The sequence below is a fragment of the Nonomuraea longispora genome, from assembly GCF_004348345.1.
In the GTDB taxonomy this organism is placed as follows: domain Bacteria; phylum Actinomycetota; class Actinomycetes; order Streptosporangiales; family Streptosporangiaceae; genus Nonomuraea; species Nonomuraea longispora.
The window spans coordinates 1-25239 of sequence record NZ_SMJZ01000135.1 but is presented as its reverse complement, the minus strand read 5'-3'; the positions used below and the strand labels follow the sequence as shown (position 1 = coordinate 25239).

Sequence of the window (25239 nt, the reverse complement as noted above, 5' to 3'; positions counted from 1 at the left end):
CCAGCGTTCGTTCGAGGTGGAGCTGTCGTGGCGGCCGCCCCCCGACGTGCTGGTCATCTCGGGCGGACACAACGACCGGCGCTGGCGGACCGGCCGCGTCGAAAGGGCCGCCGAGCGGCTGCTGGACGTCGTGCGCGGCCACTGGCCGGACACCACGATCGTCATGGTCGGCCCCATCTGGCTGGACACCGCCCCGGCGAAGGCGTACGCGGTGCGCGACGCCTTGGCGCAGGTGGCCAGGCGCAACAACGTGACCTTCCTCGACCCGATGGCCACGCGCTGGCCGCCGGAGGCGGTGCTGCCCGACGGCGTGCATCCCACGGCCGCCGGGCACAAGCGCATCGCCGCCTGGCTGGCGGCGCAGTTGGTCTGACTACCAGGGGCCGTACGGGCCGCCGCCGCGCCCTCCGCCCATGCCCTTGACGGCCGGCTTCACGTCGACGATGTAGACGGTGGCCGCGATCACCGCCGCGATCGAGAAGATGCCGATGCCGATGCCGATGAACTGGGTGTCACCGACGATCAGGAACGCGTTGAAGTAGCTCCATGCGCTTCCGGCGGAGAACAGCGTGGCCAGCACGAGGATCAGCAGCCAGAGGTTCTTCTTCAGCTTGCCCGCCGAGACGAACGCGTCCGTCGGGACACGTAGCGCGTGCACCAGCGCGTAGACCGACATGCCGACGATGACGGCGGCGATCACCAGGAACAGGAGGTTGAACACACCGTTGATCAGATTCATAGTCGTTGGCTCCGCCTATACGCCGCGAGGAAATCGGCTTCAGCCTAATAGGCGCCCCTGGCGCGCGGGCACCCGGAAGCGGAAAGGCCCGCCTCTAATGGGGTCATCGCCGTGCGGCCGGCCGGAGGAGCGGCATGACGATGTCGTCGATGATCTCAGTCACCGTCTCGGCCGGCAGCGGCCCGCGTGACATCAGGTATTCATTGCGTAGCAGGTCGATGGGCAGCCTGAGGATGCGTGCGGCCGGCAGGCCGGGTTCGATCTGGCCCCGGTCGGCCGCGCGCCGCAGGATGACCCGGGTGACGTCGTGCACACCCTCTCCCATCACATAGGTCCGCACCTCGTCGAACAGGACGGCATCGTTCCGGCTGTCGGTGATGAGGCCACTGATGAGATCGCCGGGCAGCAGGTCGAACACCTGCCGGATCCGCCCCAGCAGAGCGACCAGGTCATCACGTACGTCACCGGTGTCCGGCACGTCGGCCGTGGCGGCGAAGCGTTTCAGCGCTGCGAGGAAGAGCTCCGGTTGGTTCTTCCAGCGCCGGTACAGGACGTGCTTGCTGGTGCCCGCCCGTCTGGCGATGTTGTTCATGGTGGCCTTGGCGTATCCGGCCTCGCGCAGTTCGTCCCAGGCCGCCTCGACGATGGCCTCTTCCAGCGTGGATCCCCTGCGCCGTCTTGTCTGATCCATTGTCCCGCCTTGCTGGGAACCGTGAGTTCCTTATACTACTAGGACATGTAAGGACCCAACGGTTCCTTATCGTCTTGAGAGAGAGTGGACATGGACACGGATGCCTACACCACCATGCGCTTCGAGCGGAGAGGCCAAATCCTGACAGTCTTCTTCCGCGACCCCGCCGAGGCGAACACCTCAGACCTCGCCATCCACGAGGAAGTCGGCCGCCTCTTCCACGACCTGCGTGAGGAGCGCGAAGCAAGGGCGATCGTCCTGACCGGCTCTGGGCCGGCCTTCTTCACCGGGCTGAAAGACCCGGTCGGCTCACTGCTGTGGCAACGCGAGCAGGGACTGCCGGTGATCGACGCCGGCCGGCAGGTGGCCAGGCGGATCGTCTGGGATCTGCTCGACGTCGAGATTCCACTTGTCGCCGCGCTCAACGGCGACGCGACCGGCCTCGGGGCGACGATCGCGCTGTTCTGCGACGCGATCTTCATGGCGGACACGGCGACCGTCGCGGACCCGCATGTGCGGATCGGCGTCGTCGCAGGCGACGGTGGCGCGGCCATCTGGCCGATGGTCATGGGACCCGCCCTGGCCAAGCGCTACCTGCTCACCGGCGATCCCGTCACCGCGTCAGAGGCCGCCCACCTGGGCCTCGTCACGCACGTGTGCCCCGTCGGCGAGGTGCTGCCCGCGGCGACCGCGTTCGCCCGGCGCCTGGCCGCAGGCGCTCCCCTGGCTGTGCGCTACACCAAGATGGCCGTCAACCGGCTGCTCAAAGACACCATGGCCGGGGCGATCGAGCAGGGCCTCGCCCACGAGTTGCTGACGTTCACGAGCGAAGACATGGTCGAGGCGCTCACCGCCGCACGCGACGGCCGGACGCCGGCCTTCCACGGCAGGTAGCCGGGCGGTCGTCCGCTCAGGGCTAGAGGTGAGCGAGCGGGCGCGCGATCTCCCCTTTCCGGCCCCCGGGTCGGCGATGTGGATCCGCTCGTGCAGGTGCCACGCACGTCTGGGGGCGCCGCCGATGTGATCGGCGGCGCCCCCATCGTTCTGGCCGCCCGTGAAGGGCGGGCCTTACGGCTCGGTCAGGACCCGGCCTTGGTGGTGCGGGTCTTCCTGGCCGGCCGGACGGGCTCGGCGGTGGCGGGCTCGGCGGCCTCCGACACCTCTTCGAGCTCCAGCGCGGCCTCGCCGGACGTCTTGCTGACGACCTTGCGGCCACGCGCGGCGAAGTCGTCGTAGACCTCGGTGGCCTTGTGGGTCAGCTGGTCGGCGTAGCCGCGGGCCTTCTCGGGAAGCTCCCTGGCCAGGCCCTCGGCCTTGCCCGCGACCTCGCGGGCCCTGACGGGAAGCTCCTGCGTGAACTCGCGGGCCTTGACCGGGAGCTCCTGGGTGAACTCGAAGCGGCGCGACTGCAGCTTCTGCAGCTGCTCGGGCAGCTCGCGCAGCTTCTCGACGGCGTAGTCGCCGACACCCGCGACGGCGTAGAACGGCTTGGACTCGGTCAGCTTCTTGACCTCGGTGGTGAGCGGCATGGGTTAACCTTCCTTGGTTTCCTGGGTGACGTTGCCGTTGCCGGAGGGCGCCGCGTAGGGCTCAAGTGCGGCGAGAAACTCCTCGGGCAGCGGTTCGTCGTCCGTTTCGGGGCCGCGCTGGGGATGAGCATGCTGGGAGGTCTGCTCGTCCCCGGCGGGCGCCTCCTTGCGGAACGACTCGTAGATATCGATCAGCACTTGGCGTTGCCGTTCGGAGAGAAGCGGGTCGGCCCTGATCGCGGTGATCACGTCGCTCGGCGGCTCGCGGTCCTCGATGAGGCCCGCCTGCACGTAGAGCGCCTGCGAGGAGATGCGCAGACCTTTGGCGATCTGGTTGAGGATCTCCGCGCTCGGCTTGCGCAGTCCACGCTCGATCTGGCTGAGATAGGGGTTCGAGACCCCCGCCGCCTCAGCCAGCTGGCGAAGCGAGATCTTCGCCTGCTGCCGCTGGTCGCGGATGTACTCGCCGATCGAGCCGACCTTGGGTAGTGCCATGCCTGTATTCTGCCTCGCGCTGCTTGCAATTGCAAACGCTGTGATTAACTCCAGCAAGCACTAGAGCGGGATGACCCACAGGAACGGCGTGGCGGTGAGCAGACCCACGGAGAGCGCGATGAATCCGTAGCGGGCCGGTGCTGCCAGCTCGGGACCCGGTTTGATCAGGCGGTCGACCCGAGCCATGACGTGCTGGGCGTGCACGCCCAGCATGCCCTGGGGCGTCGGCATGGCGCCCGCCGTGCCGAACCTGAGCAGCGCCGTCGCCAGCCTGCGCGGCGAGCAGTAGCGGCGGGCCCGGTCGTCGGCGGCCATCTCGATGAGCAGCTCCACCTGTGACTGGGCGTCGGCCACCACCTTCGACCAGGGCAGCGCCCTGCGCAGCGCGGCGAACGGCAGCAGCACCAGGTCGTGCCGCTCGCGTACGTGCGCCGACTCGTGCGCCAGCACGGCGGCCAGCTCGTCCTCGGACAGCAGCTTGAGCGCGCCCTCGCTGACCACGACCTGCGAGCGCAGCCCCGGCACGCAGTAGGCGGCGGCGCCGGGATGGTCGAGCACCCGCACACCGGGCACGCCGGGATCGTCACGCGAGATCAGCGCCAGCACCATGCGGTGGCGGCGGCGGGCCCGCAGCGCCTGCACGCCCGCCATGATGAGCACGACCACCAGCACCGCCAGCGCGGTGAGGCCCGCGATCAGGGCGAGCACGTGCAGCGGGTCCCACGCCTCGGGCGGTGTCTCGCCCCGCCCGAACGCGATCAGCCCCTGCAGCACTCCTGTGCCGTAGGGCTGGACGGCGAAGGCGAGCATCGCGCCGGTCGTGGCCAGCCCCCAGGCGAGGCCGAGGGACTGCCAGACGATGACGGCCAGCCGGGGGGCGCGGGAGGTCCACCGGGCCGTGGTGAAACGCCAGGAGCCGAGAGCACACGCCGTGGCGAGCGCCGCCAGCACCGCTGCCGTGATCACTCTTCCTCCAGCTCCGTGAGGACTCTTCGCAGGATCTCCGCCTCCGTGCCCGACACAGCCTGGGCGAAACGGGTCAGGGCGGCCGATCGGTCACCCGTCATGTCCAAGGCTTCCAGCATAAGCTCAGCGATGTACGCGTCGCGGCTTTCCGCCGGCTGATATCTCCACGCGCGGCCGTCACGGGTGCGCTCCAGGAACCCTTTGCGGGTGAGCCGGTCGAGCACCGTCATCACCGTCGTGGGGGCGAGGTCGCGGTCGGCAATGAGCCTGCCGACCTCGCGGGCGGTCAGCGCACTGCTCTGCGCCCAGAGGATGTCCATGATGCTGCGCTCAAGCTCGCCAAGACCCTTCACGCCTTTCAGGGTAGCTCTACAACCTGTCGAGCTGGCATTCGGGGCGTGTGACCTTGCTGACGCGCCGTGCCGGGCGGGGGTTCGTCAGCCGCGGGGCGCGTACATGATGACCGCCACGCCCAGCAGGCAGATCAGCGCGCCGGCGACGTCCCAGCGGTCGGGCCTGAACCCGTCGACGACCATGCCCCAGGCCAGGGAGCCCGCGACGAAGACCCCGCCGTAGGCGGCGAGCACCCTGCCGAAGTCGGCGCTCGGCTGCAGCGTGGCGACGAAGCCGTACAGGCCGAGCGCGACGATGCCCGCGCCGATCCAGACGGCACCGCGGTGCTCGCGCACCCCTTGCCAGATCAGCCACGCGCCGCCGATCTCGGCGAGCGCGGCCAGCACGAACAGCAGCACGGACTTGGCGACGGTCATAACCGCCGAGGTTAGCCAGCCCGGCGGCGGCCATCCTCGGAAGGATGGAGATCACGCTGGTTCTCGGCGACGCGGCGCGGATCGCCCTGGAGGCGGTGCGGCAGGCGGAGACGTCTGCGGCGAACGTTTGTGCTGTTCGACGACCGGGCCTGCGCCGCGTTCGCGTCCCCGCTCCGAACGCCCTAGCGGGGATCGACCGCCGTCCACGGCAGCGTCAGCTCGCCGAGCCGCCACCTCGCGGGCCCGCCCAGCGGCGGACTCAGGGGCACCGGCCACGACGCGGCCAGGACGCGCACGGCGGCCAGCCACCGCTGCCGCCGTCCGTGTGCCCCGTAGGGGGCGCTCACCGCCCACGCGTGGTCGAAGTCCCGCAGGAACGTATGGATGCGCTCACCCGGCACGTTGCGGTGGATAAGGGTCTTGGGCAGCCGGTCGGCCAGGTCGGACGGCCGTTCGAAGGCGTCGAACCGGGCGGAGAAGGTGATGGTGACCGGCCCCTCCCCGGACACGCCGGCCCAGACCGCGCGCCGCCCGTTCTCCGACGAGGTGCCCTCCACGAGCACGCCGCCGGGGGCGAGGCCGCCTCGGAGCACGTCCCAGTAGCGCCAGGCCTCGCCCTCCTCGTACTGCCTGAGCACGTTGAACGCCCGCACCAGCGTCGGCGGGCGGGCCACGGGCAGCTCGAAGCCGCCCAGCCGGAACGTCAGCCCCTTCCGCTCGTACGGCTTCGCCCTCGCCACCCGGGCCGGGTCGATCTCGATGCCCACCACCTCGACTCCCGGCGCCACCTGGCGTAACCGGGTGAACAGCTCGAGCGTCGTGGTGTGGGAGGCGCCGTAGCCGAGGTCCACCACCAGGGGGCGGACCGCGGCCCGCAGCCGCCCGCCGTGCACGGCCGCGAGCCAGCGGTCTGATCGCCGCAGCCGGTTGTGCCCGGTCGTCCCCCTCGTGATCGCCCCGACCGGCCTGCGGGCGGGGGACCTGCCCATCAGGCGGCCGCCACGCGGGCGGGCTCAGTCACTGACGCGGTGGATCCTGTGCTGCGCGGCCTGGGCGCGGGGGCGGATGACCAAGCGGTCGATGTTCACGTGGGCCGGGCGCGTCACGGCCCAGGCGATCGCCTCGGCCACGTCGTCGGAGGTCAGCGGGCCGGGCACGCCTTCGTACACGCGGGCGGCGGCCTCCTCGTCGCCGCGGAACCTGGTGACCGCGAAGCCCTCGCTGCGCACCATGCCGGGCGCGATCTCGACGATCCGCACCGGCTGCCCGAGGAGTTCGAGACGGAGCGTCTCGACCATCGACGTCTGGGCGTGCTTGGCCGCGCAGTAGCCGCCACCCCCCTCGTACGACACCAGCCCCGCCGTCGAGGTCAGCATGACCAGCACGCCGTCCCCCGACTCGATCAGCCGGGGCAGCAGTGCCTGGGTCATGCGCAGGGAGCCGAGCACGTTGGTGTCGTACATCCGCTGCCAGTCGTCGAGCCGGGCCTCGGCCACCGGTTCGAGGCCGAGCGCGCCGCCGGCGTTGTTGACCAGCACGTCGCAGCGGTCGAGCGCGCCCGCCAGCGCGTCGACCGACTCCTCGGAGGTCACGTCGAGCGTCACCGGCGTGACCGAGGGGACCTCGGCGGCCAGCTTGTCGAGCCGGTCGCGGCGCCTGGCGCCCGCCACCACGTCGTATCCCTCGCCGGCGAGCCGGCGCGCGGTCGCCTCGCCTATTCCGCTGCTGGCGCCCGTCACCACGGCTGTTCTCCGCATGCCCTCATCCTGCCAGCACCGCTGATCCGCGCCCGTGGGCGGGCCCGCCGGAGTTGTACCCCGACTGTGACTATCTGACGGGAATGTCGCAAATATTTGGAAGGTTGTCATTGGTTCGGAGGTGGTGTCGAGTGAGGCGACGACGGGTCCACCGGGTCGCGACCATCAGCATGCACACGTCCCCCCTGGACCAGCCCGGCACGGGCGACGCCGGCGGCATGAACGTGTACATCGTCGAATCCGCCAGACGGCTGGCCCAGGCAGGCGTGGAGGTGGAGATCTTCACCCGCGCCACCGCCCGCGACCTGCCCCCCGTCGCCGAGCTCGCTCCCGGCGTCCTCGTCCGCCACCTCACCGCAGGACCGTACGAGGAGATGGACAGGAGCGACCTGCCCGGCCAGCTCTGCGCGTTCCTGTCGGAGGTGCTGCGCACAGAGGCCATGTACGAGCCCGGCCGCTACGACGTCATCCACTCCCACTACTGGCTGTCCGGCCAGGTCGGCTGGCTGGCCAAGGAACGCTGGGGCGTGCCCCTCGTGCACACGATGCACACCATGGCGAAGGTCAAGAACCTGCTGCTCGCCCGGGGCGACAGGCCGGAACCCCAGGCCCGCGTCGTGGGCGAGGAACAGGTCGTCGAGATCGCCGACCGCCTGGTGGCCAACACCGCCGACGAGGCGCGCGAGCTCGTCGACCTGTACGGCGCCCCCGAGCAGCGCGTCGCCGTCGTCAACCCCGGCGTCAACCTCACCGTCTTCAGCCCCGGCTCGCAGGACGCGGCCCGCCGCCGCCTGGGGCTGCCGCAGGACGCGCACGTACTGCTGTTCGTCGGCAGGATCCAGCCGCTCAAGGCGCCCGACGTCCTGCTGCGCGCCGCATCACGGATGCTCATCGACGACCCGTCGCTGCGTGAGCGTCTGGTGGTCGCCTGTGTCGGAGGCCCTTCGGGCAACGGCCTGGCCCGGCCGTCCATCCTCACCGAACTGGCGGCCGAGCTGGGCATCGCCGACGTCGTACGCCTCGTGCCGCCGGTCGCGCAGGAGGAGCTGGCCGACTGGTACCGGGCCGCGTCCGTGACCGTGGTGCCCTCCTACAGCGAGTCGTTCGGCCTCGTCGCCCTGGAGTCCCAGGCGTGCGGCACCCCCGTGGCCGCCGCGGCCGTGGGCGGGCTGCGCACCGCCGTGCGCCACGACGTGTCCGGCGTGCTCGTCGACGGCCACGACCCGGCCGTCTGGGCGGGGGCGCTGCGCCGCCTCGTCACCGGGTCCCGCCGCCGCGACGCGCTCTCCCGGGGCGCCCGCGCGCACGCCGCCGCCTTCGGCTGGCAGGCCACCGCCTCGCGGCTCATGGAGGTGTACGCGGCCGCCGTCGCCAACCTGCACAAGACGCCCGTGGCCGTGAACCTCTAGCACCCGTACATTGTTCTGGCCCGCCTATGCTGGGCTGCATGCGCGATGTCGTCGAAGCCGCGCTCAAGGCCGCGGACGTCTCCTACGAGGAGCCGCGGCCAGGAGCGTTCCTGGTCAGACTGCCCGGGCAGCACAAGCTCGCCACCATGACCTGGCTGATCGTCGGAGAGACGGTCCTGCACGTCGAGGCGTTCTTCTGCCGCCGGCCCGACGAGAACCACGCCGAGTTCCACCGCTGGCTGCTCGGCAAGAACGGCACGATGTACGGCGTGCACTTCTCCCTCGACCCCGTCGGCGACGTCTATCTCGTCGGGCGCGTTCCCCTGGCCGCCGTGGACGAGGACGAGATCGACCGGCTGCTCGGCTGCGTGCTGACGTACGCGGACGACTGGTTCGACCGAGCCCTTGAGCTGGGCTTCGCCTCGTCGATCAGGCGCGAGTGGGAGTGGCGGGCCAAGCGCGGCGAGTCGCTGGCCAACCTGCAGGCGTTCGCCCGCTTCGCCGACCCGGCCAGGGCGGAGCGCCCCTAGGATTGGGCGTATGGCGACTTTGGTGCTGCTACGGCACGGCGAGAGTGACTGGAACGCGAAGGGCCTGTTCACCGGCTGGGTGGACGTGAGTCTGTCGGCCAAGGGCGAGGACGAGGCACGCCGGGGCGGCAAGCTGCTCCAGGAAGCCGGGCTCCGGCCTGACGTCGTCCACACCAGTCTGCTGACCCGAGCCATCCAGACGGCCCAGCTGGCGTTGGGGGCGGCCGACCTGCTCTGGCTCCCCGCCAAGCGCAGCTGGCGGCTCAACGAACGCCACTACGGCGCCCTGCAGGGCAAGAACAAGGCACAGACCAGGGAGGAGTTCGGCGAGGAGCAGTTCATGCTCTGGCGCCGCTCCTACGACACGCCCCCGCCGCCGATCGCCGACGACGACGAGTTCTCCCAGGCCGGCGACCCGCGCTACGCCCTGCTGCCCTCGGAGCTCATGCCCCGCACCGAGTGCCTGAAGGACGTCGTCGAGCGCATGCTGCCCTACTGGTACGACGAAATCGTCCCCGACCTCGCCGCCGGCCGCACCGTCCTGGTGGCGGCCCACGGCAACTCCCTGCGGGCCCTGGTCAAGCACCTCGACGGCATCGGCGACGAGGAGATCGCCGGCCTCAACATCCCGACGGGCATCCCGCTGGTCTACGACCTCGACGCCGACTACAACCCGGCGGTGCGCGGTGGGCGCTACCTCGACGCCGAGGCGGCCAAGGCGGCCATCGAGGCCGTCGCCAACCAGGGCCGCTGACCACCGACGAGGCGTCGGGCCGGGCCGGCGGTCAGGGGCGCGACCCCGTCACGAGGTAGACGACGTCCGCCGCCACCCTGACGGCGTGATCGGCGTAGCGCTCGTAATAGCGCCCGATCAACGTGATGTCGATCGCCGGCTCGACGCCGTGCGGCCAGTCCTTGGCCAGGATGTTCCGGAACAACCGCCGGTGCAGCCGGTCCATCGCGTCGTCGTCCTGCTCCAGCTCCAGCGCCGAGTCGACGTCCCTGGACGCCACGCAGCTGCCGGCCTTGGTGACGAGGTTCTCGGCGATCTGCCCCATCTCGACGATGGTCGAGCGGGTCTCCGCCGGGATCGCCGAGTCGGGGTGGCGAAGGCGGGCGACCTTGGCGACGTGGACGGCGAGGTCGCCCATCCGCTCCAGGTCGGTGCCCATGCGCAGCGCCGTGATGACCATCCGCAGGTCCACCGCGACCGGCTGCTGCCTGGCCATCAGCTCGAAGATCGACGCCTCGATGTCGGCGAACGTCGAGTTCACTTCCTCGTCACGGGAGATCACGCTCTCGGCGAGTGCGAGGTCGGCGTCGAGGAGCGCCGTGGTGGCACGGGAGATGGCTGAGCGGACGAGCCTGGTCATTTCGACCAGCTTGTCGGTCAGCGTATCGAGTTCTTCATGGTACGCGTCGCGCATGCCGCTCACCGTACGGGGGCGACGATGAACGAACTCCAACGCTCAGATGAACTTTCCAGGAAAGCCACGTTCATCCCCTGATGAGGGGGTCTGTCCTGCGGGAAAGGCCGCCTACCATCGAAGTCATGAGTGAGATGGCCATGAGCTTCGCGGCCCTGGCCGGGTTCGTCGTGGGCGCCCTGGCGGTCCTGTTCTACCGCAACCAGATCGAGGCCCCGAGCCGCACGGCCGCGAACGACGGCGTGGAGACGGGAGCGGCGCTGCCGCAGGGGGTGGCCTCCGTGCTCGCCGTCCTGCCGTCGTCCGCCGTGGTGCTCGACGCGCACGACCGCGTGCTGCGCGCCAGCTCGGCGGCGCGGGCGTTCGGACTGGTCAAGGGGGAGCGGCTGATGGCCGCCGAACTGCTCGCGCTGGCCAGGCAGGTGCGCCGCGACGGCGAGATCCGCGAGAGCGAGATCGACGTCGCCGGGCACAAGTTCGGCCAGGAGACCACGAGCTTCGCCGTGCGCGTGGCGCCTCTGGGCTCGCACGGCCAGGTGCTCGTGCTGGCCGAGGACCAGACCGAGCGGCGCAGGGTCGAGGCCGTACGCCGCGACTTCGTCGCCAACGTCAGCCACGAGCTGAAGACCCCGGTGGGAGCGCTGAGCCTGCTCGCCGAGACCATCCAGGACGCGGCGGACGACCCCGAGGCGGTCACCCGCTTCGCCGGTCGCATGCAGCTGGAGACCGCCCGGCTCAACTACCTCGTCCAGGACCTGATCACGCTCAGCAGGATCCAGGGCGCAGAACCCATCCCGACCCCCGGCCAGGTCTCCATCGACGAGGCCGTCAACGACGCCGTCGACCACTGCAACACCAGGGCCGCCGCCAAGGACATCACGCTCGTCACCGGCGGCACCGAGGGCCTGCGCATCTGGGGCGACGACGAACTGCTCGTCACCGCGCTGCGCAACCTGATCGACAACGCCGTCGCCTACAGCCCCGAGCACACGCGGGTCGTCGTGAGCGTGCGGCCCGCGGGCGACTCCGTCGAGATCAGCGTGAGCGACCAGGGCATCGGCATCCCCGAGGAGGCCCTGGAACGCATCTTCGAACGTTTCTTCCGCGTCGACGCGGCCAGGTCACGGGCGACCGGCGGCACCGGCCTCGGCCTCGCCATCGTCAAGCACGTCGCCGCCGCCCACGCGGGAGAGGTGTCCGTCTGGAGCAAGGAAGGGTCCGGCTCCACCTTCACGCTCCGCCTGCCCGCGTTCGGCGGCACGGCGGTGGCAGTACCACCCTCGATTCCCCTGGAGGCCGCCAAATGACCCGAGTGCTCGTCGTGGAGGACGAGGAGTCCTTCTCCGACGCCCTGTCCTACATGCTCCGCAAGGAGGGCTTCGAGGTGTCGGTCGCGGTGACCGGGCCCGAGGCGCTCGACACCTTCGACCGCAACGGCGCCGACCTGGTCCTGCTCGACCTGATGTTGCCGGGGCTGCCCGGCACGGAGGTGTGCCGCTCGCTGCGCCAGCGCTCCAAGGTGCCGGTCATCATGCTGACCGCCAAGGACAGCGAGATCGACAAGGTCGTCGGCCTTGAGCTGGGCGCCGACGACTACGTCACCAAGCCGTTCTCCTCACGCGAGCTGGTGGCGCGCATCCGCGCGGTCCTGCGCCGCCAGGGAGACGTCGTCGAGGAGTTGGAGACGGCCGTGCTCGCCGTCGGCCCCGTACGCATGGACGTCGACCGGCACGTCGTCGCCGTGCGCGGTGAGCAGGTGCAGCTGCCGCTCAAGGAGTTCGAGCTGCTGGAGGTGCTGCTGCGCAACGCCGGGCGCGTGCTGACCAGGGGCCAGCTCATCGACCGGGTCTGGGGCGCCGACTACGTCGGCGACACCAAGACCCTCGACGTCCACGTCAAGCGCCTACGCGCCAAGATCGAGTCCGACCCGTCCAACCCGCGCTGCATCCTGACCGTGCGCGGCCTGGGCTACAAGTTCGACGCCGTCGAAGGCTGACAACCCCTGTTCCGGTACGGCCGCCGTATCGGAACAGGGGTTCTCTGCTGCTCAGTGAGCTTCTTCCGTCGCCTCTTCGCCGGTCGCGGAGGGCGTAGGGGAGGGCGTGGGCGCCGGGGTGGCGTTGGGAGCCGGCGGATAGTCCTTGTATTCGCGGCTGCGCGTCACCACAGGCACGTGCAGCGACACGACGCCGGCGTTGGCGAACTGAAGGTCCAGCTTGATGCTCTCGCCGCCTCTGAGGCTCTTGGGGATCGACTCGAGCATGATCTGCGGGGTGGGCTTGCCGGTGTTGACGAGCCGGCCGACGGGCAGCTGGATCGGCGCGGTGATCTTGACCTCACCCATGTCGCTCGCGGTGATCTTCTGCAGGGTGTCGGGGGCGCCCGACTTGTTGAGGATGTTGAGGTAGACGGGGGCGGAGCCGCGCCAGGCGAGCTGCGCCCCGGGGTCGGGGCCGAGGATGAACGCCTGCGGGATGTGAATGCCGCGCGTGCCGTATGCACCCTTTTCGATCAACACTTGCGCCTCGTTGGGGGCGTACGGCTGGTTGGTGGTGGCGTCGAATCCTGCCCCGCAGCCCGCGAGCACGGGGGCTGCCAAGAACGCGGCGGCTACGACAATCCAGCGACTGCTGGTCACGGGCGGGTTCTCCTTGGTCTTGCGCATGCGTGTGTGAGGCTCACCCGCATGTCTCGCGCATGCTCATGAGCCGCGCCCACCTTATCGACCCGAATGCATGGTCATATCCGCACCCCCGCAGGTCATTCGCTATGTCCGCAAATGCGATTCATACAGTTGAGCACTTGTCAAGCCCCAATATGCGGCTTTGACCTGCAGTTATGAGGATTTCACTGTTCCGGGAGGCTGTGGATGCGTGGTACCCTGGAGTACAGCGGAAGGGGTACTTGTCACATGACTTTCCAGGTCGGCGACACTGTCGTCTACCCCCACCATGGGGCTGCTCGGATCGAAGCAATCACGACGCGATCCATCAAGGGTGAGGAAAAGACCTACCTGGTGCTCAAGGTCGACAAGGGCGACCTTACCGTCCAGGTGCCAGCAGAAAACGCAGAACTCGTCGGTGTGCGCGATGTTGTCGGCCAGGAAGGCCTTGAGCGAGTTTTCGACGTCCTTCGGATGCCGCACACGGAAGAGCCGACCAACTGGTCTCGTCGCTACAAGGCCAATCTGGAGAAGCTCGCCTCCGGCGACGTGAACAAGGTCGCCGAGGTGGTTCGGGACCTGTGGCGGAGGGACCGCGAGCGCGGTCTGTCCGCGGGCGAGAAGCGCATGCTCGCCAAAGCGCGCCAGATCCTGGTCAGCGAGTTGGCCCTGGCCGAGAAGACCAATGAGGACAAGGCCGAGGCCCTTCTCGACGAGGTTCTCAACTCCTGAGCACGAATCTTCCACGGGTGGGCGTCGGAGTCGACGTCCACCCGTTCGCTTCGGGGCGCGAGCTCAACCTCGCCGGTCTGCACTGGCCGGGCGAGACCGGGCTCGACGGCCACTCCGACGGTGACGCCGCCGCGCACGCGGCCTGCGACGCGCTGCTGTCCGCCGCCGGTCTCGGCGATCTCGGCCGGCTGTTCGGCACCTCCGACCCGCGCTGGGCCGGGGCGTCGGGCGCCGCGCTGCTCGAAGAGACCGCGCGGCAGGTACGCGCCGCCGGCTACGAGATCGGCAACGTCGCCATCCAGGTGATCGGCAACCGGCCGAAGCTCGCGCCGCGCCGCGTCGAGGCCGAGATGGCTCTCGGCGCAGCCGTGGGCGCACCGGTGAGCCTGAGCGCCACCACCACAGACGGGCTGGGGCTGACCGGCCGCGGCGAGGGCATCGCCGCGTTCGCCACCGCGCTGGTGGTCAACCTTTCCTGAGCGCCGGGCGTCTTACGCAGGGACGCGTGAGGGTGTCCCGGCGGGCCGTCGCCAAGCCCGCCGAAGTCCGAAGGCGGCGGTTCGTCACTGGCGCGGTACGGACCGCCGCCTTCTTTTTGGGTAGTTTGCCTGTTCAACGGGTAGGTCTGCTCAGAGACATGTGAACGTCTCGGGGGGAGCTACACATGATCGGCGCGATAGTTTCGGCAGTAGTCATCGGCGCCATAATCGGGGCGCTCGGCCGGCTGCTGGTGCCCGGCAAGCAGAAGATGTCCATCGGCCTGACCCTCATCGTCGGCATCGTGGCCGCTCTGATCGGCACGCTGATCGCGCAGGCGTTCGGCTGGGCCGACACGAGGGGTATCGACTGGATCGAGCACATTCTCCAACTCGTGCTGGCGGTCGTGGGCGTCCTCCTCGTGACGCGCATGGGCGCCGGGCGCACCGGCCGTACCGGAAGAACCTAAGCCTGACCTGCCCGTTCGTCATATCTGCGCATAATCGCGGTAGATCGGGTAGCGAGCACCCCGTGGGAGTGAACCGCTCACCCTCACGGGGAGGTTTGTGTCATGACAATCCAGTCCATCCTCGGCGCCATCGTGATCGGTGCCGTGATTGGCGTAGTCGGCCGCTTGCTGCTTCCCGGCAAGCAGGCCATCGGCTGGATCCTCACCATCGTCGTCGGCATCGTGGCGGCTCTCCTGGGCACCCTGCTCGCGCAGGTGCTCGGTGTCGAGACCACGTCTGGCATCGACTGGATCGAACTGGTGATGCAGGTCGTGCTCGCCGTCGTCGGCGTCGGCCTCGTCGCGGGGCTACGCCGCGGCTCGAAGGTCTAGGCGGATTCACGTGGGCCCGCCCGGGAGAGCTCCCGGGCGGGCCTCCTGCTTCGTGAATCTTGGCGAGTCAGTCCTCCGGCGGGGTCGGGGTGCTGCGCAGCCGCTCCGCCGGCGCCGGGGTCTCCTCGTGGACCGCCGGGTGCGGGGCGGTGTCCTCCATGTCGCCCTCCGGCCTGGCTTCGTGCTGGTCGGCGGCCTCGGGGCCGTGGGCGGGGTCGGGGCCGTCGTCGACGATGACGGGCTGCGGCTGCGTGTCGGCGTCCTTGCCGGGGTCCTCGCCGGTGTCCTTGTCGGTGGAGCGGGGGTGGACGAGGACGTCCTCCGGCTTGACCCGATCGCCCCACCGGACGGGCCGTGTCGGGAGCTCCGGCCGGGGAGCTAAGTCAACGGGGTGGAGCTCCTTCTCCTCTTCCTCCTGCACGGGCCACTCCGACACCCGCGCCGAGACCGGCGCCGTCTCCGGCTCGGGCTGCGGCTCGGGCTGCGGCTCAGGTTGCGGCTCGGGTTGCGGCTTCGGCTCCGGCTCGGGTTCCGGAGCGGGCTCGGGAGTGGCGGCGGGGACCGGCGCGGTCGTCTCCGCGGCGGGCGACGGCCGGCCGAACGGCACGAGGTCCTGCTCCTGGGCCGGCTCGGCGCCGGCGTCGCCTCCAGGCCCGCGCCGGGCGTGCACGTGCTTGATCAGTAACAGCCAGAGCCACAGGGCCAGCGCCAGCATGACCCAGGGCGCCAGGGCCACGCCGATGGCCGTCTGCCGTACGTCGAAGGTGAAGCGCACCGCCGCGGCCACGTTCACCGCGGCGGCCGCCACGATGAGCAGGACCAGCACGAACGCCGCCTGCACGCGTACGAGCAGCTTGGCCGAGCGCAGCAGCAGCACGCTGATCAGCGCGACCGCCAGGAGCGCGTCGAAGGCCGCCGGATAGAGGTAGGCGAGGTCGTCGGCGGCCTGTCCGGTGACGGCCAGCGCGCGCAGGTCGTCGAAGGAGAGCACGCACGCGGCCCCGGTGAGGGCGGCGACGGCGAGCCCGGCGAGGGCGATGCCCAGGCGGCGGAGCGCAGAAGGGGGAGTCACGTCCATGGCGGTTGTGAGCCTACAGAAGAATGGAAGGTCAGACCGATCTAGGAGGACACATGGCTGTGCTGCCGGAAGATGCCCGCAAGCTCCTGGAAGCGCCGAATTTCGCGACGGTCACCTGTATCAATCCGGACGGCGGACCCCATTCGAGCGTGGTCTGGATCCGTACGGATGGTGACGACGTGCTCTTCTCGACCGCGAAGGGACGCGTCAAGCCGCGCAACTTCGAGCGCGACCCGAGGGCGAGCCTGCTCGTCATCGACCCGGACAACCCCTACCGCTACGTCGAGGTGCGCGGGCTGGTGACCATGACGCCCGACCCCGAGGGCGCGCTCATCGAGGAGTTGTCGCAGAAGTACCGCGGCCAGCCCTGGGAGGACAAACCGGGCATCGAGCGACTCGTCGTGAGGATTTCTCCGGACAAGGTCACGTTGCGCAGTTGATTCGACGCTCGGTAGGCACCCCGGAGGCGTTAGCCTTTCTTTCGTGAGCCTGCACATCTACGACACCAGCGCACGCGCCATCCGCGAATTCGTTCCGGTCGAAGCCGGCCGGGCGTCGATTTACCTGTGTGGGGCGACCGTGCAGGCTCCCCCGCATATCGGGCATATCCGCTCGGGTGTGAACTTCGACGTGCTGCGCCGCTGGCTGGCGCGTTCCGGATATGACGTGATGTTCTGCCGCAACGTCACCGACATCGACGACAAGATCATCAGGGTGTCCGCCGAGGAGGGCGTGCCCTGGTTCGTCGTGGCCGAGCGCAACCAGCGGGCCTTCACCTGGGCGTACGACACGCTGGGCTGCCTTCCGCCGACCGTCGAGCCCCGCGCCACCGGGCACATCCCCGAGATGATCACGCTCATGGAGCGGCTGATCGAGCGCGGGCACGCCTACGCCTCCCGCGGCGACGTCTACTTCGACGTGCAGTCCTACGCCGACCGCTACGGCTCGCTCTCCAACCAGAAGCTGGAGAACATGCGGCCCGCGGCCGACACCGACGACGAGTCGTGCAAGCGCGACTCCCGCGACTTCGCCCTGTGGAAGGGGGAGAAGCCCGGCGAGCCGACCTGGCCGACCCCGTGGGGGCCCGGCCGCCCCGGCTGGCACCTGGAGTGCTCGGCCATGGCGACGAAATACCTCGGGCCGACGTTCGACATCCACGGGGGCGGGATCGACCTGATCTTCCCGCACCACGAGAACGAGATCGCCCAGTCGCAGGCGGCGGGTGACGGGTTCGCCCGCCACTGGATGCACAACGGCATGGTCAAGATCGGCACGGAGAAGATGAGCAAGTCGCTCGGCAACTCCCTGCTGATCCCCGAGATGGTGCAGAAAGTCCGGCCCGTGGAGCTGCGCTACTACCTCGCCGCCCCGCACTACCGTTCCTCGATCGACTACTCCGAGGAGGCGCTGCAGGAGGCCGCCGCGGCCTACCAGCGCATCGAGGGCTTCGTCACGCGCGCCGCCGAGGTCATCCACGACGTCGACGCCGACGCGCCGCTCCCGCAGGCGTTCGCCGACGCGCTCGACGACGACCTGGGCACCCCGCAGGCGCTGGCGGTCGTGCACGAGGTGGTGCGCGAGGGCAACGTGGCGCTGTCGCGGGGCGACAAGGAGGCGGTGGCCCGGCTGCTCGCCGAGACCCAGAACATGCTCGACGTGCTCGGCCTCGACCCGCGCTCGCCGCAGTGGCGGGGCGCGGGGTCCGACCTGTCGCCGGTGGTCGACGCGCTGGTGGCGGTGGCGCTGGAGCAGCGTAAGGCCGCTCGGGAGCGCAAGGACTACGCGGCGGCCGACGCGATCAGAGACCGGCTGAGCGCCGTGGGCATCACGGTGGAGGACACCCCGCACGGGCCGCGCTGGGAGCTGAGCCGCTAAGAGCGCGCTCAGGCGACCCTGGGCGTGGCGCGCATGCCGACGTAGACGCAGGGGGTGCCGTCGGCCAGCGTGGCGAACACCACGGGGAGATGATCCTCGCCGAAAGGGGCGCCCGAGGCGGCGAACACCGTCGGCGACACCGGCGTCAGGTCCGACTCCAGCGGATCGGAGAAGCCCTCCATGCCGTCGACGAACTCGTAGCGGATGCGCCCGCCGCGCTCGTCCCCCGTGATGGTCGTGACGACGCCGGGGCGCCTGTAGGTGCCCGTCCACGGCGCCAGGTCCACCGCGGGCGGGTTCGCCGGCGGGGCGAACGGCGGCGGCATCCGCACATCCGCGAGCTCGGCCAGCAGTTCGCCGAACAGGTCGGCGTACAACCGGCTGAAGGCGCCGCCGTTGGCCAGCAGCGCGACCGCCAGGCCCGCGTGCGGGACGACCCGCAGGTACGCGCGCTGGGTGACGGCGCTGCCGTCGTGCCCGTACCCGAAGACCCCGTTCCAGTCGTGCAGCGCCCACCCGAGGCCCCAGCCGTCGGCCGACATCGACCACCTGTCCGGGCAGCCCGCATGGCGGTGCTGCATGGCCGCGACCGCCTCGGCCGACAACACGCGCGTGCCGTCCGCGGCGAGGCCGCCGTCGAGGTGCATCCGAGCGAAACGGACGACGTCCCCGGCGGAGACGATGACCCTGCCGTACGGGCCCGCCGAGCGCGGCAGCAGGTCCCAGACCGGCGCGGGGCCGTCCGTGTGACCCATCGCGACGCGGAACCGCAGCGCCTCCTCCGGCAGCGTCATCGAGTGCTCAAGCCCGAGCGGGACGAACAGCCGCTCCTTCAGCGCACGGTCCCAGGTCTGCCCGGTGAGCACCTCGACGACGCGGCCCAGCACGACGTATCCGGAGCTGCCGTACGACAGCGCCGTGCCCGGCGGGCAGTCCAGCGGGACTTTCCTCAGCGCCTCGACGTACCTGGCCAGGCAGTCGTCACCCCGGCCGGAATCGTAGGTGAAGTCGTTGGTCATGCCGCCGGTGTGGGACAGCAGCCGCCGGATCGTGATCGCCCTGGTGGCCTCGGGGTCGGGGGTGCCGAACTCCGGCAGCACGTCCACCACCGGCGTGTCCAGCTCCAGGTCACCGGAGTCGACCAGGGACATCACCAGCGTGGCGGTGTAGGGCTTGGCCAGCGAGCCGGACAGGAACACGGAGCCGGTGGTCACCTCCACCCCGGTGCCTTCGTGCAGCACGCCGGAGGCCAGCTCGTGGACGCGGCCGCCGGTCATGACCGCCAGCGACGCGCCGGGCACGCCGTGGGCCGCCCGCAACTCGTCGAGCCGGGTCTGCCAGCTCTCGACGTCGAAGGACATGGGCTGTTCCCCTCTTGTCTGAAACGCCGTACGGTGTTCGGCTATTCCGCACACCGTACGTGTGTCCGTACGATGTGCGCAAGCCGTACACTGTGCGGAGGAAAGCTTCGGAGGGGAGACACATGCCGGCCGACGAGCAGCAGGTCCCATCGGTGTGGGCCCGGCCGCGCCCGCAGCGGCGCGACCACCCGGCGCTGAGCCGGCAGCAGATCGTCTCCGCGGCCCTCCAACTCCTCGACACCGAGGGCATCGACGCCCTGAGCATGCGCAAGCTCGGCACCCGCCTGAACGCCGGGGCCACCTCGATGTACACGCACGTGGCCAACAAGGACGAGCTGCTGGAACTCGTCGTCGACGAGGTCTACGGCGAAGTCGAGGTGCCCGCAACCGGCGATCCGGACGGCTGGCGTACGGCCATCACCGGCTGTGCCCACAGCCTCCGCACGACCATCCTGCGCCACCCCTGGATCGTGTCCGTGCTGGGCGAGACCGGCCTGGCCTACCTGGGGCCCAACGTCATGCGCCTGATGGAAAAGATGCTGGCCGTGTTCGAGGAGGGCGGATTCGGCCTGCAGGAGGCCGACCAGGCGATGAACACCGTGGTGGCGTACGTCGTCGGCATCTCCACCAGCGAGGCCGCCACCCTGACCGCCCTGGCCCGCAGCGGGCAGAGCGAGCAGGAATGGACCCAACGCCTGCTGCCCGCCGCCGAGGAGGCCGCACGCGACCATCCGCGGCTGCGCCGGCTCTACGCGGGGCAACGGGGACGGCGGGTGCGCGAGGACCGCGACGACGGCTTTCGCCTCGGGCTGGAATGCGTCCTGGAGGGGGTGACGGCCAGGCTCACGTCGACCGGCTGAACCCCGGCACTGTGGGCTGCGAGTCGCCCGGCTTTCCGCGTGGGCGCCGTTGCCCGGTAGCTTCGCGTGGGCGCGGTTGCCTGGGCCGAGCTGCCCCGCGCCCCGAGTACCCTTGATGCCATGGCAGCAGGCGGCAGGGGCTCGGGCAGGCCCGCGAAGAAGAAGGGCCCGTCCAAAGGCGCCGGAGGGCAGCGCCGCCGGTCGCTCGAGGGCAGGGGCGCGACCCCGCCCGCGGAGATGCGGCACTGGTACAAAGACAAGGCCCGCGCCCAGCGCGTCGCCCGCGAGGAGCGAGGAGACGGCCGCCGCGCCGCTCCCACCAAGGGCAGGCGCTCGGAAGACGCACCCGAATACATCGGGGGCCGCAACCCGGTGCTGGAGGCCCTCCAGGCCGACGTGCCCGCCAACGCCCTCTACGTGGCGCAGCGCATCGACAACGACGACCGCGTACGCGACTCCATCAAGATCGCCGCAGAACGCGGCATCGCCCTGCTCGAAGTCACCCGCGACAAGCTCGACCGCCTGACGGAAGGCGCCGTCCACCAGGGCGTCGCCCTCCAGATCCCCGCCTACGACTACGCGCACCCGTCCGAGCTGGTGGACATCGCGCACGACGCCGCCGAATCCCCGCTGATCGTCGCCCTCGACTCGGTCACCGACCCGCGCAACCTCGGCGCCATCGCCCGCTCCGCCACCGCCTTCGGCGCCCACGGCCTTCTCATCCCCTCACGCCGCTCGGCCGGCGTCACAGGAGGCGCCTGGAAGACGTCGGCGGGAACACTCGCCACCCTGCGCGTCGCCCGCGCCGCCAACCTGACGGCCGCCCTGCGCGACTACCGCGACGCGGGCCTGTTCGTGGTCGGCCTCGACGGCGCCGGCGACACCGACATCGGCGACGCCCAACTCCTGACCGAGCCGCTCGTGGTGGTCGTCGGCTCCGAGGGCAAGGGGCTCTCTCGGCTGGTACGCGAGCAGTGCGACGTGGTGACCCGCATCCCGATGCACGCATCCACGGAGTCACTCAACGCGGGGGTGGCGGCCGGGGTGGCACTGTACGAAGTCGCTCGTCACAGGCGTCGCCAGCGTCTACACTGATAGGCCGCGCCGACGTAGCTCAATCGGCAGAGCATCTGTCTTGTAAACAGAAGGTCAGGGGTTCGATTCCCCTCGTCGGCTCTGCAACATAAGGCCCCTGAACTGGTGTTTCCGGTTCAGGGGCTTCGCGTTTGTCAGGACAATATGGCGATCTTGCTAACACCCTTGCTAACAGGCTGCGCCCGGAGTGCGATGATCTTGGCATGCTCAGCGAAGCGCGGCGCACGTTGACCTTGAGCCTCTATCTCGGGGGACATCTGAGCGTGGCCACTACGGCGAGAGTTGTTCACCGGACCACTGATGGGACGCTCCTGTGGCTGGCAGCAGGGGCTCTTGTGTGGCGCGTGGATGTTCCAGATGGTGGCCACTTACGCGACGTCCTGCCCGAGGAACGGCCTGCCGAGGGGTATCCCCTGGTGAGGGACGAGTGGCGGCCACGCAACAACCTGGTCCACATGCCGGCGGATGCGGGGTACGCCGTGTGGTGGTTGTTCTCTGCCGAGATGGCTTTCGAGGGTTGGTACGTCAATCTGGAGCGTCGGGCGTATGAAGCCGATGCCATCGATGTGTTCGATCACGAACTGGACATCGTCGTGGATCCTGACCGTGTCTGGCGGTGGAAGGACGAGGAGTCCTTCGTATCGAAGATCGGCCATCCTGCGTATTGGTCTCTTGAGGAGGCATCATCGATTCGGGCTGAGGGGGAACGGGCGACACGTTTGATCGAGGCCGGTGCTTATCCGTTCGATGGCAGTTGGTGCGACTTCTCCCCGCCGAAGTCGTGGGAACTACCAGAACTGCCCCCTCAACCGCCGAGAGTTCGTGCCGACATGGATGAAGGCTCCCCCAGTGGAGGGGAGCCTTCAAGGTGGTGAGGCGGGTGTCAGGCTGAGTTCTTGACTGCATTCGCGAAGATGTCCGCTGCTGTGGCGGCCTGCTCGTGGATCACGTGGGCGTAGACGCGGAGGGTGATGGCGGGGTCGGCGTGGCCGAGTCGGGCCGCTACGACGTGCACGGGGGTGCCGGCCATCAGGAGCGTCGTGGCGTGGATGTGGCGCAGGTCGTGCAGGCGGGCGTGTGGAAGCGGTGCGCGCGGGTTCTGCTTGTTGTGGGCGGCGATGAGCTTGGGCATGAGGGAGCTGGGCGTGTCTGGGAAGACCGGCTCTCCCCAGCCGGTCGTGAAGACGTAGGCGTGGCCGCCCTTCCAGGACTCGCCGAGCTTGAGGCGTTCCTCGTCCTGGCGGGCGCGGTGGGCCTTGAGGACCTTGACCGTTCCCGCATCGAGGGAGACGACCCGGGAACGACCGCTCTTCGTGGTTCCCTCGACGCGCTGGCGGTCGAGGACGGCCGCGGTGCCGGTGATGTGGATCTGCGGCTTGTCGAGATCCACGTCCGTCCAGCGGAGGTTGAGCAGTTCGCCTCTGCGGGCACCCGTGTAGGCCGCGAGGTGGAAGAAGGCGTAGAGGCGGTGGTCTTGCGCGGTCTGGAGAAAGACCTGGAGTTGGGCGGGCGTCCACACCATGCCGGGTTCTGTGGATGGGACTCGGGGGAGCTTGGCCCGCTCCGCTGGGTTGTTGGGCAGGAGTTCATCAACCAGTACGGCGTCCGTGAGCGCTTTCCGCAGCACCGTGTGGACGTGCTTGACGGTGTTCGGTGCCAGAGGGCTGTTCTTCCTGCCGCCGCTGGTCAGGAGGTCGCGGTAGAACTTGGTGATCGCCGAAGGGCGTAGTGCCTGGAGGCGGAGAGCCCCGATGCGCGGGGTGATGTAAAGGCGGATCATGTCGCGGTAGCCCTTGAGGGTGTGAGGCTTGATCTCGACGGCGTGGCCCTCGATCCACTCGGCGAGGTATTCGGCGACGGTGATGGTGTTGCGGTCGATGTACTCGCCGCGACGGGCCTTGACCCGCGCTTCATCGCGGGCGGCCTTGGCGTCGTCCTCCGTGGCGAACCCGCTCACCCACTTCGGTTTGCTCTCTCCCGTCTGAGGGTCTCGGACTCTGATCACGTATGACCAGGTGGTGCCGCGCTTCATGACGCCGTCGCGCAGTTTGGGTGCCTTCTTCTTGCGCGGTTGCTCGTCTGGTGTGCCAATGAGGGTTTTGGTCATACGGCGGCCTCCTTCCTGGTCAGGCGGGTGATGTAGTCGGTGAGCGCGGAGACGGGGATGCGGCGGGAGCCGTCGATGCGGATGGAGGCGACGGCGCCGGTGGCGAGTAGTTGGTAGAGCTTGCTGCGCGAGATGGACAGGGCTTCTGCGGCCTCAGGGACCGTGAGGAGCAGCCGGGTCATGGGCGGCTCCCAAGGTCGTGTTGGGACGTCGGCAGCGGTGTCTCGGTGAGGGCGGCGGCGAGGAGCGCGTCTCCGAGGGAGTGGCCCTTGCCTGCGTACTCCCATTCGCTGATGACGAGGACGGTGTCTTCGTCGAAGAGGGGGAGGCGGCCGGTGGTGATGTCGGTGTCGCGGGCGTGGTGTTCGCGGTCGGCGCGTAGGTCGCTGAGGGTGGTGGAGTAGTGGCGGGAGCGGGTGGAGAAGTGGCCGCGGAAGCCGAGCATGTGGGCCCAGTTGGTGAGGCGGAGGTCGGCCAGTTCGGGTTGGGTGCCGAGCTGTAGGCAGGTGGTGATGAGGCGGCGGGCGTGGTCGCGCAGGTTGTAGGCGCTGAGGTCGTCCAGCGCGTTGATGCGGCGGTCGAGGGTGCCGACGCATTCGGCGGCTTTGGTGGCGTACTTGGCGATGTAGCCAGCGACGGCTTGTTCGGTGAGGTCGCCGTTCAAGGTGATAGGGCGGATGTCGAGCTGAGCGCCCCAGCGCAGGACACGTTCGGGTTCACCCTCGTGAGCGGGTGCGGTGGCCGAGACGGCTTGGGCGGCGTGCTGGATGGCTTGGGTCAGGGTGTCGGTGGTGGCCCAGGCCGGTGGTGGTGCGGTGGGTCCGCCGGGGCCGTCGAGGCGGATGACGGCGTGGAAGTGGACGACGCCGCGCCGCTGGTATTCGGCGACCTTGGCGAAGGAGAGCGTCAGGTGGCGGCGCAGCTCCTTGAGGAGCAGGCCGCCGAGTTTGGCCAGGTGGCGACGTAGGGAGTCGGCGAAGCGTTTCCACAGCAGCGGGGCCAGGGCGTTGAACAGGACGCTGCGGTGTAGTCGTAGCAGTCGGGGCAGAGCGGTTCGCCGAGGCGCGGGTCGTCTTTGTGGTGGCGTTCGGTGCAGGTCATGGCGCGGCCGTGCGGGCATGTGGTGGCGTTGCGGCGGGCGTGGCAGGGCTGGACCTTGCCGCCGTGCTCGCGGCGGGTGTGGACCGCGCCGAAGGACGGAGCGGTCAAGGTGACGAACAGCGTCGGGTGACCGGTCACGGTTTCCGGGACGCCCTTGCCGCCGATGAGGCCGGCGCGGATGAGGTGGTAGGTGTCGGCGCGGTAGGTCTCGGCGCAGGCGGGGCAGCGGGTGGCGCGGCGGGTCTTGCACGGGACGCGTAGGACGCCGTCGGGTTCGCTGCGGGTGGTGTAGCGGTGCAGGAGTTTGCCGGTGGCTTGGTCGTAGTGGTCGACCTTGCCACGGAGGTGGATGGGCTGGCGGCAGCCGCCGGTGTGGCGGATCTGGCTGGCCCAGCGGTCGTAGTCGGGCCGGTTGAGGCGCTTGATCATGCCGGTGATGGCGTGCGCGTTGTCGTGGGTTGCAGGCAAGATGGAGACCTCCTCTCACTCGTTCGGGTGATGGGGATGGCCCCCGACCTGGCAGTCGTCTTGGCGGATGTGCGGCCAGGCCGGGGGCGCTGCGCGTTATGCGCCGTGGTTGTCGATGCCGGTGCCGTCGCAGTCGGGGCACCGGTCGCCTTCGGAGTGCAGGCCGGTGCCGCCGCAGGTGCAGCAGCGGTAGTGGATCACCGGCAGGGTTTCGGGCACGGGGCTATCTCCTTTCGCGTGGGCGGGTGGTGAGGTAGACGCGCCAGTGG

At 69.7% G+C, this 25239-nt stretch carries 32 protein-coding genes, 1 tRNA gene and 1 pseudogene; 17 read left to right on the top strand and 17 right to left on the bottom strand.

Annotated elements, in window-relative coordinates:
• Positions 1–373, top strand: a 373-nt coding sequence (locus E1267_RS29510) for an SGNH/GDSL hydrolase family protein (RefSeq protein WP_132337153.1), incomplete at its 5' end; no start/stop codon positions are given.
• Here the strand turns inward: E1267_RS29510 and E1267_RS29505 are convergent.
• Both E1267_RS29505 and E1267_RS29500 read right to left on the bottom strand, forming a co-directional pair.
• Positions 374–739: a DUF2516 family protein gene (locus E1267_RS29505; RefSeq protein WP_132337151.1), complete on the bottom strand. Its 366-nt coding sequence runs from the start codon at positions 737–739 to the stop codon at positions 374–376.
• A gap of 103 nt (positions 740–842) precedes the next feature.
• On the bottom strand, positions 843–1430 hold the full coding sequence (locus E1267_RS29500) for a TetR/AcrR family transcriptional regulator (RefSeq protein WP_132337149.1): 588 nt from the start codon (positions 1428–1430) through the stop codon (positions 843–845).
• A 90-nt stretch (positions 1431–1520) separates the two neighbouring features.
• Between E1267_RS29500 and E1267_RS29495 the strand changes: the two genes are divergently transcribed.
• Positions 1521–2324: an enoyl-CoA hydratase/isomerase family protein gene (locus E1267_RS29495; RefSeq protein ID WP_132337148.1), complete on the top strand. Its 804-nt coding sequence runs from the start codon at positions 1521–1523 to the stop codon at positions 2322–2324.
• A 185-nt stretch (positions 2325–2509) separates the two neighbouring features.
• Here the strand turns inward: E1267_RS29495 and E1267_RS29490 are convergent, their stop codons facing one another.
• The 7 genes from E1267_RS29490 to E1267_RS29460 form a co-directional block, all read right to left on the bottom strand.
• Positions 2510–2959 carry a hypothetical protein gene (locus E1267_RS29490; protein ID WP_132337146.1) on the bottom strand — a complete coding sequence of 150 codons (450 nt, stop codon included), beginning with the start codon at positions 2957–2959 and terminating at the stop codon, positions 2510–2512.
• A 3-nt stretch (positions 2960–2962) separates the two neighbouring features.
• Entirely contained in the window at positions 2963–3454 is a 492-nt protein-coding gene (locus E1267_RS29485; protein WP_132337144.1) for a helix-turn-helix domain-containing protein, read from the bottom strand.
• 60 nt (positions 3455–3514) lie between these two features.
• On the bottom strand, positions 3515–4420 hold the full coding sequence (locus E1267_RS29480; protein WP_132337143.1) for a M56 family metallopeptidase: 906 nt from the start codon (positions 4418–4420) through the stop codon (positions 3515–3517).
• A complete protein-coding gene (locus E1267_RS29475; RefSeq protein WP_132337141.1) occupies positions 4417–4773 on the bottom strand; it encodes a BlaI/MecI/CopY family transcriptional regulator in 357 nt (118 codons plus the stop codon). The genes E1267_RS29480 and E1267_RS29475 overlap by 4 nt, the downstream gene beginning before the upstream one ends.
• Before the next feature lie 84 nt (positions 4774–4857).
• Positions 4858–5190, bottom strand: a complete 333-nt coding sequence (locus E1267_RS29470) for a YnfA family protein (protein WP_132337139.1) — start codon at positions 5188–5190, stop codon at positions 4858–4860.
• 182 nt (positions 5191–5372) lie between these two features.
• The gene (locus E1267_RS29465) at positions 5373–6179 is read right to left on the bottom strand and encodes a class I SAM-dependent methyltransferase (RefSeq protein ID WP_132337137.1); all 807 of its coding nucleotides are present in this window, start codon (positions 6177–6179) and stop codon (positions 5373–5375) included.
• A 24-nt stretch (positions 6180–6203) separates the two neighbouring features.
• Complete coding sequence (locus E1267_RS29460; RefSeq protein WP_132337136.1) at positions 6204–6947, bottom strand: SDR family NAD(P)-dependent oxidoreductase; 744 nt, start codon at positions 6945–6947, stop codon at positions 6204–6206.
• Positions 6948–7078: 131 nt separating this feature from the next.
• On the opposite strand from E1267_RS29460, the gene mshA reads away from it, so the two are divergent.
• Genes mshA through E1267_RS29445 form a run of 3 tightly spaced genes read left to right on the top strand, consistent with a single transcriptional unit; the run spans position 7079 to position 9640 of the window.
• Positions 7079–8356: a D-inositol-3-phosphate glycosyltransferase gene (mshA, locus tag E1267_RS29455; protein ID WP_425465102.1), complete on the top strand. Its 1278-nt coding sequence runs from the start codon at positions 7079–7081 to the stop codon at positions 8354–8356.
• A gap of 38 nt (positions 8357–8394) precedes the next feature.
• Entirely contained in the window at positions 8395–8886 is a 492-nt protein-coding gene (locus E1267_RS29450) for a type III secretion system chaperone family protein (RefSeq protein WP_132337133.1), read from the top strand.
• Between the two features lie 10 nt (positions 8887–8896).
• Positions 8897–9640, top strand: coding sequence for a phosphoglyceromutase (locus tag E1267_RS29445; RefSeq protein WP_132337131.1), 744 nt, complete (start codon positions 8897–8899; stop codon positions 9638–9640).
• 31 nt (positions 9641–9671) lie between these two features.
• On the opposite strand, the gene phoU is transcribed toward E1267_RS29445, so the two are convergent.
• Positions 9672–10313, bottom strand: coding sequence for a phosphate signaling complex protein PhoU (gene phoU / locus E1267_RS29440; RefSeq protein WP_132337129.1), 642 nt, complete (start codon positions 10311–10313; stop codon positions 9672–9674).
• Positions 10314–10447: 134 nt separating this feature from the next.
• On the opposite strand from phoU, the gene E1267_RS29435 reads away from it, so the two are divergent.
• Positions 10448–11620 carry a sensor histidine kinase gene (locus tag E1267_RS29435; protein ID WP_132337158.1) on the top strand — a complete coding sequence of 391 codons (1173 nt, stop codon included), beginning with the start codon at positions 10448–10450 and terminating at the stop codon, positions 11618–11620.
• Positions 11617–12309 carry a response regulator transcription factor gene (locus tag E1267_RS29430; RefSeq protein WP_132337127.1) on the top strand — a complete coding sequence of 231 codons (693 nt, stop codon included), beginning with the start codon at positions 11617–11619 and terminating at the stop codon, positions 12307–12309. The genes E1267_RS29435 and E1267_RS29430 overlap by 4 nt, the downstream gene beginning before the upstream one ends.
• Before the next feature lie 51 nt (positions 12310–12360).
• Here E1267_RS29430 and E1267_RS29425 read toward each other — a convergent pair whose 3' ends face one another.
• Positions 12361–12978: a copper chaperone PCu(A)C gene (locus E1267_RS29425; protein WP_246064336.1), complete on the bottom strand. Its 618-nt coding sequence runs from the start codon at positions 12976–12978 to the stop codon at positions 12361–12363.
• A 246-nt stretch (positions 12979–13224) separates the two neighbouring features.
• On the opposite strand from E1267_RS29425, the gene E1267_RS29420 reads away from it, so the two are divergent.
• The 4 genes from E1267_RS29420 to E1267_RS29405 all read left to right on the top strand — a co-directional run bounded on the left by E1267_RS29420 (position 13225) and on the right by E1267_RS29405 (position 15025).
• Positions 13225–13707, top strand: a complete 483-nt coding sequence (locus E1267_RS29420; protein WP_020544658.1) for a CarD family transcriptional regulator — start codon at positions 13225–13227, stop codon at positions 13705–13707.
• A 17-nt stretch (positions 13708–13724) separates the two neighbouring features.
• Positions 13725–14186, top strand: a complete 462-nt coding sequence (ispF, locus tag E1267_RS29415) for a 2-C-methyl-D-erythritol 2,4-cyclodiphosphate synthase (RefSeq protein WP_132337126.1) — start codon at positions 13725–13727, stop codon at positions 14184–14186.
• A 185-nt stretch (positions 14187–14371) separates the two neighbouring features.
• On the top strand, positions 14372–14653 hold the full coding sequence (locus E1267_RS29410) for a GlsB/YeaQ/YmgE family stress response membrane protein (RefSeq protein ID WP_132337124.1): 282 nt from the start codon (positions 14372–14374) through the stop codon (positions 14651–14653).
• 102 nt (positions 14654–14755) lie between these two features.
• The gene (locus E1267_RS29405; protein WP_132337123.1) at positions 14756–15025 is read left to right on the top strand and encodes a GlsB/YeaQ/YmgE family stress response membrane protein; all 270 of its coding nucleotides are present in this window, start codon (positions 14756–14758) and stop codon (positions 15023–15025) included.
• Between the two features lie 67 nt (positions 15026–15092).
• Here E1267_RS29405 and E1267_RS29400 read toward each other — a convergent pair whose 3' ends face one another.
• Positions 15093–16103 (bottom strand): DUF2637 domain-containing protein, encoded by a 1011-nt coding sequence (locus E1267_RS29400; protein WP_132337121.1) that lies wholly within the window; start codon positions 16101–16103, stop codon positions 15093–15095.
• 53 nt (positions 16104–16156) lie between these two features.
• On the opposite strand from E1267_RS29400, the gene E1267_RS29395 reads away from it, so the two are divergent.
• Complete coding sequence (locus tag E1267_RS29395) at positions 16157–16543, top strand: PPOX class F420-dependent oxidoreductase (protein ID WP_132337119.1); 387 nt, start codon at positions 16157–16159, stop codon at positions 16541–16543.
• Between the two features lie 43 nt (positions 16544–16586).
• On the top strand, positions 16587–17978 hold the full coding sequence (cysS, locus tag E1267_RS29390) for a cysteine--tRNA ligase (RefSeq protein ID WP_132337117.1): 1392 nt from the start codon (positions 16587–16589) through the stop codon (positions 17976–17978).
• Positions 17979–17986: 8 nt separating this feature from the next.
• Here cysS and E1267_RS29385 read toward each other — a convergent pair whose 3' ends face one another.
• Complete coding sequence (locus E1267_RS29385; RefSeq protein ID WP_132337115.1) at positions 17987–19339, bottom strand: serine hydrolase domain-containing protein; 1353 nt, start codon at positions 19337–19339, stop codon at positions 17987–17989.
• A gap of 122 nt (positions 19340–19461) precedes the next feature.
• Between E1267_RS29385 and E1267_RS29380 the strand changes: the two genes are divergently transcribed.
• The 4 genes from E1267_RS29380 to E1267_RS29365 all read left to right on the top strand — a co-directional run bounded on the left by E1267_RS29380 (position 19462) and on the right by E1267_RS29365 (position 22169).
• Positions 19462–20199, top strand: a complete 738-nt coding sequence (locus E1267_RS29380) for a TetR/AcrR family transcriptional regulator (protein WP_132337113.1) — start codon at positions 19462–19464, stop codon at positions 20197–20199.
• A 120-nt stretch (positions 20200–20319) separates the two neighbouring features.
• Positions 20320–21294, top strand: coding sequence for a 23S rRNA (guanosine(2251)-2'-O)-methyltransferase RlmB (gene rlmB, locus E1267_RS29375; protein ID WP_132337111.1), 975 nt, complete (start codon positions 20320–20322; stop codon positions 21292–21294).
• A gap of 8 nt (positions 21295–21302) precedes the next feature.
• Positions 21303–21375: transfer RNA gene (locus E1267_RS29370), tRNA-Thr, on the top strand.
• Positions 21376–21497: 122 nt separating this feature from the next.
• Complete coding sequence (locus tag E1267_RS29365) at positions 21498–22169, top strand: ribonuclease FAU-1 family protein (RefSeq protein ID WP_132337109.1); 672 nt, start codon at positions 21498–21500, stop codon at positions 22167–22169.
• Between the two features lie 8 nt (positions 22170–22177).
• Here the strand turns inward: E1267_RS29365 and E1267_RS29360 are convergent, their stop codons facing one another.
• From E1267_RS29360 to E1267_RS47445, 4 genes and pseudogenes are all read right to left on the bottom strand, one after another.
• Positions 22178–23401, bottom strand: a complete 1224-nt coding sequence (locus E1267_RS29360) for a site-specific integrase (protein WP_246064335.1) — start codon at positions 23399–23401, stop codon at positions 22178–22180.
• Positions 23398–23583 carry a helix-turn-helix domain-containing protein gene (locus tag E1267_RS29355; protein WP_132337107.1) on the bottom strand — a complete coding sequence of 62 codons (186 nt, stop codon included), beginning with the start codon at positions 23581–23583 and terminating at the stop codon, positions 23398–23400. The genes E1267_RS29360 and E1267_RS29355 overlap by 4 nt, the downstream gene beginning before the upstream one ends.
• Positions 23580–24931 (bottom strand): annotated as a pseudogene (locus E1267_RS29350) (replication initiator). Before E1267_RS29350 ends, E1267_RS29355 begins: the two are co-directional and overlap by 4 nt.
• Positions 24932–25066: 135 nt before the next feature.
• Positions 25067–25189, bottom strand: a complete 123-nt coding sequence (locus E1267_RS47445; RefSeq protein WP_281283721.1) for a hypothetical protein — start codon at positions 25187–25189, stop codon at positions 25067–25069.
• Positions 25190–25239 lie beyond the last annotated feature (50 nt).

Excerpts from the sequence above, each read along its gene's own strand:
- E1267_RS29505 (WP_132337151.1), bottom strand. The coding sequence starts at position 739 with ATGAATCTGATCAACGGTGTGTTCAACCTCCTGTTCCTGGTGATCGCC.
- E1267_RS29500 (WP_132337149.1), bottom strand. The coding sequence starts at position 1,430 with ATGGATCAGACAAGACGGCGCAGGGGATCCACGCTGGAAGAGGCCATC.
- E1267_RS29495 (WP_132337148.1), top strand. The coding sequence starts at position 1,521 with ATGGACACGGATGCCTACACCACCATGCGCTTCGAGCGGAGAGGCCAA.
- E1267_RS29490 (WP_132337146.1), bottom strand. The coding sequence starts at position 2,959 with ATGCCGCTCACCACCGAGGTCAAGAAGCTGACCGAGTCCAAGCCGTTC.
- E1267_RS29485 (WP_132337144.1), bottom strand. The coding sequence starts at position 3,454 with ATGGCACTACCCAAGGTCGGCTCGATCGGCGAGTACATCCGCGACCAG.
- E1267_RS29470 (WP_132337139.1), bottom strand. The coding sequence starts at position 5,190 with ATGACCGTCGCCAAGTCCGTGCTGCTGTTCGTGCTGGCCGCGCTCGCC.
- E1267_RS29465 (WP_132337137.1), bottom strand. The coding sequence starts at position 6,179 with ATGGGCAGGTCCCCCGCCCGCAGGCCGGTCGGGGCGATCACGAGGGGG.
- E1267_RS29460 (WP_132337136.1), bottom strand. The coding sequence starts at position 6,947 with ATGCGGAGAACAGCCGTGGTGACGGGCGCCAGCAGCGGAATAGGCGAG.
- E1267_RS29450 (WP_132337133.1), top strand. The coding sequence starts at position 8,395 with ATGCGCGATGTCGTCGAAGCCGCGCTCAAGGCCGCGGACGTCTCCTAC.
- E1267_RS29445 (WP_132337131.1), top strand. The coding sequence starts at position 8,897 with ATGGCGACTTTGGTGCTGCTACGGCACGGCGAGAGTGACTGGAACGCG.
- phoU (WP_132337129.1), bottom strand. The coding sequence starts at position 10,313 with ATGCGCGACGCGTACCATGAAGAACTCGATACGCTGACCGACAAGCTG.
- E1267_RS29435 (WP_132337158.1), top strand. The coding sequence starts at position 10,448 with ATGGCCATGAGCTTCGCGGCCCTGGCCGGGTTCGTCGTGGGCGCCCTG.
- E1267_RS29430 (WP_132337127.1), top strand. The coding sequence starts at position 11,617 with ATGACCCGAGTGCTCGTCGTGGAGGACGAGGAGTCCTTCTCCGACGCC.
- E1267_RS29425 (WP_246064336.1), bottom strand. The coding sequence starts at position 12,978 with ATGCGCAAGACCAAGGAGAACCCGCCCGTGACCAGCAGTCGCTGGATT.
- E1267_RS29420 (WP_020544658.1), top strand. The coding sequence starts at position 13,225 with ATGACTTTCCAGGTCGGCGACACTGTCGTCTACCCCCACCATGGGGCT.
- E1267_RS29410 (WP_132337124.1), top strand. The coding sequence starts at position 14,372 with ATGATCGGCGCGATAGTTTCGGCAGTAGTCATCGGCGCCATAATCGGG.
- E1267_RS29405 (WP_132337123.1), top strand. The coding sequence starts at position 14,756 with ATGACAATCCAGTCCATCCTCGGCGCCATCGTGATCGGTGCCGTGATT.
- E1267_RS29400 (WP_132337121.1), bottom strand. The coding sequence starts at position 16,103 with ATGGACGTGACTCCCCCTTCTGCGCTCCGCCGCCTGGGCATCGCCCTC.
- E1267_RS29395 (WP_132337119.1), top strand. The coding sequence starts at position 16,157 with ATGGCTGTGCTGCCGGAAGATGCCCGCAAGCTCCTGGAAGCGCCGAAT.
- E1267_RS29385 (WP_132337115.1), bottom strand. The coding sequence starts at position 19,339 with ATGTCCTTCGACGTCGAGAGCTGGCAGACCCGGCTCGACGAGTTGCGG.
- E1267_RS29380 (WP_132337113.1), top strand. The coding sequence starts at position 19,462 with ATGCCGGCCGACGAGCAGCAGGTCCCATCGGTGTGGGCCCGGCCGCGC.
- rlmB (WP_132337111.1), top strand. The coding sequence starts at position 20,320 with ATGGCAGCAGGCGGCAGGGGCTCGGGCAGGCCCGCGAAGAAGAAGGGC.
- E1267_RS29365 (WP_132337109.1), top strand. The coding sequence starts at position 21,498 with ATGCTCAGCGAAGCGCGGCGCACGTTGACCTTGAGCCTCTATCTCGGG.
- E1267_RS29360 (WP_246064335.1), bottom strand. The coding sequence starts at position 23,401 with ATGACCAAAACCCTCATTGGCACACCAGACGAGCAACCGCGCAAGAAG.
- E1267_RS29355 (WP_132337107.1), bottom strand. The coding sequence starts at position 23,583 with ATGACCCGGCTGCTCCTCACGGTCCCTGAGGCCGCAGAAGCCCTGTCC.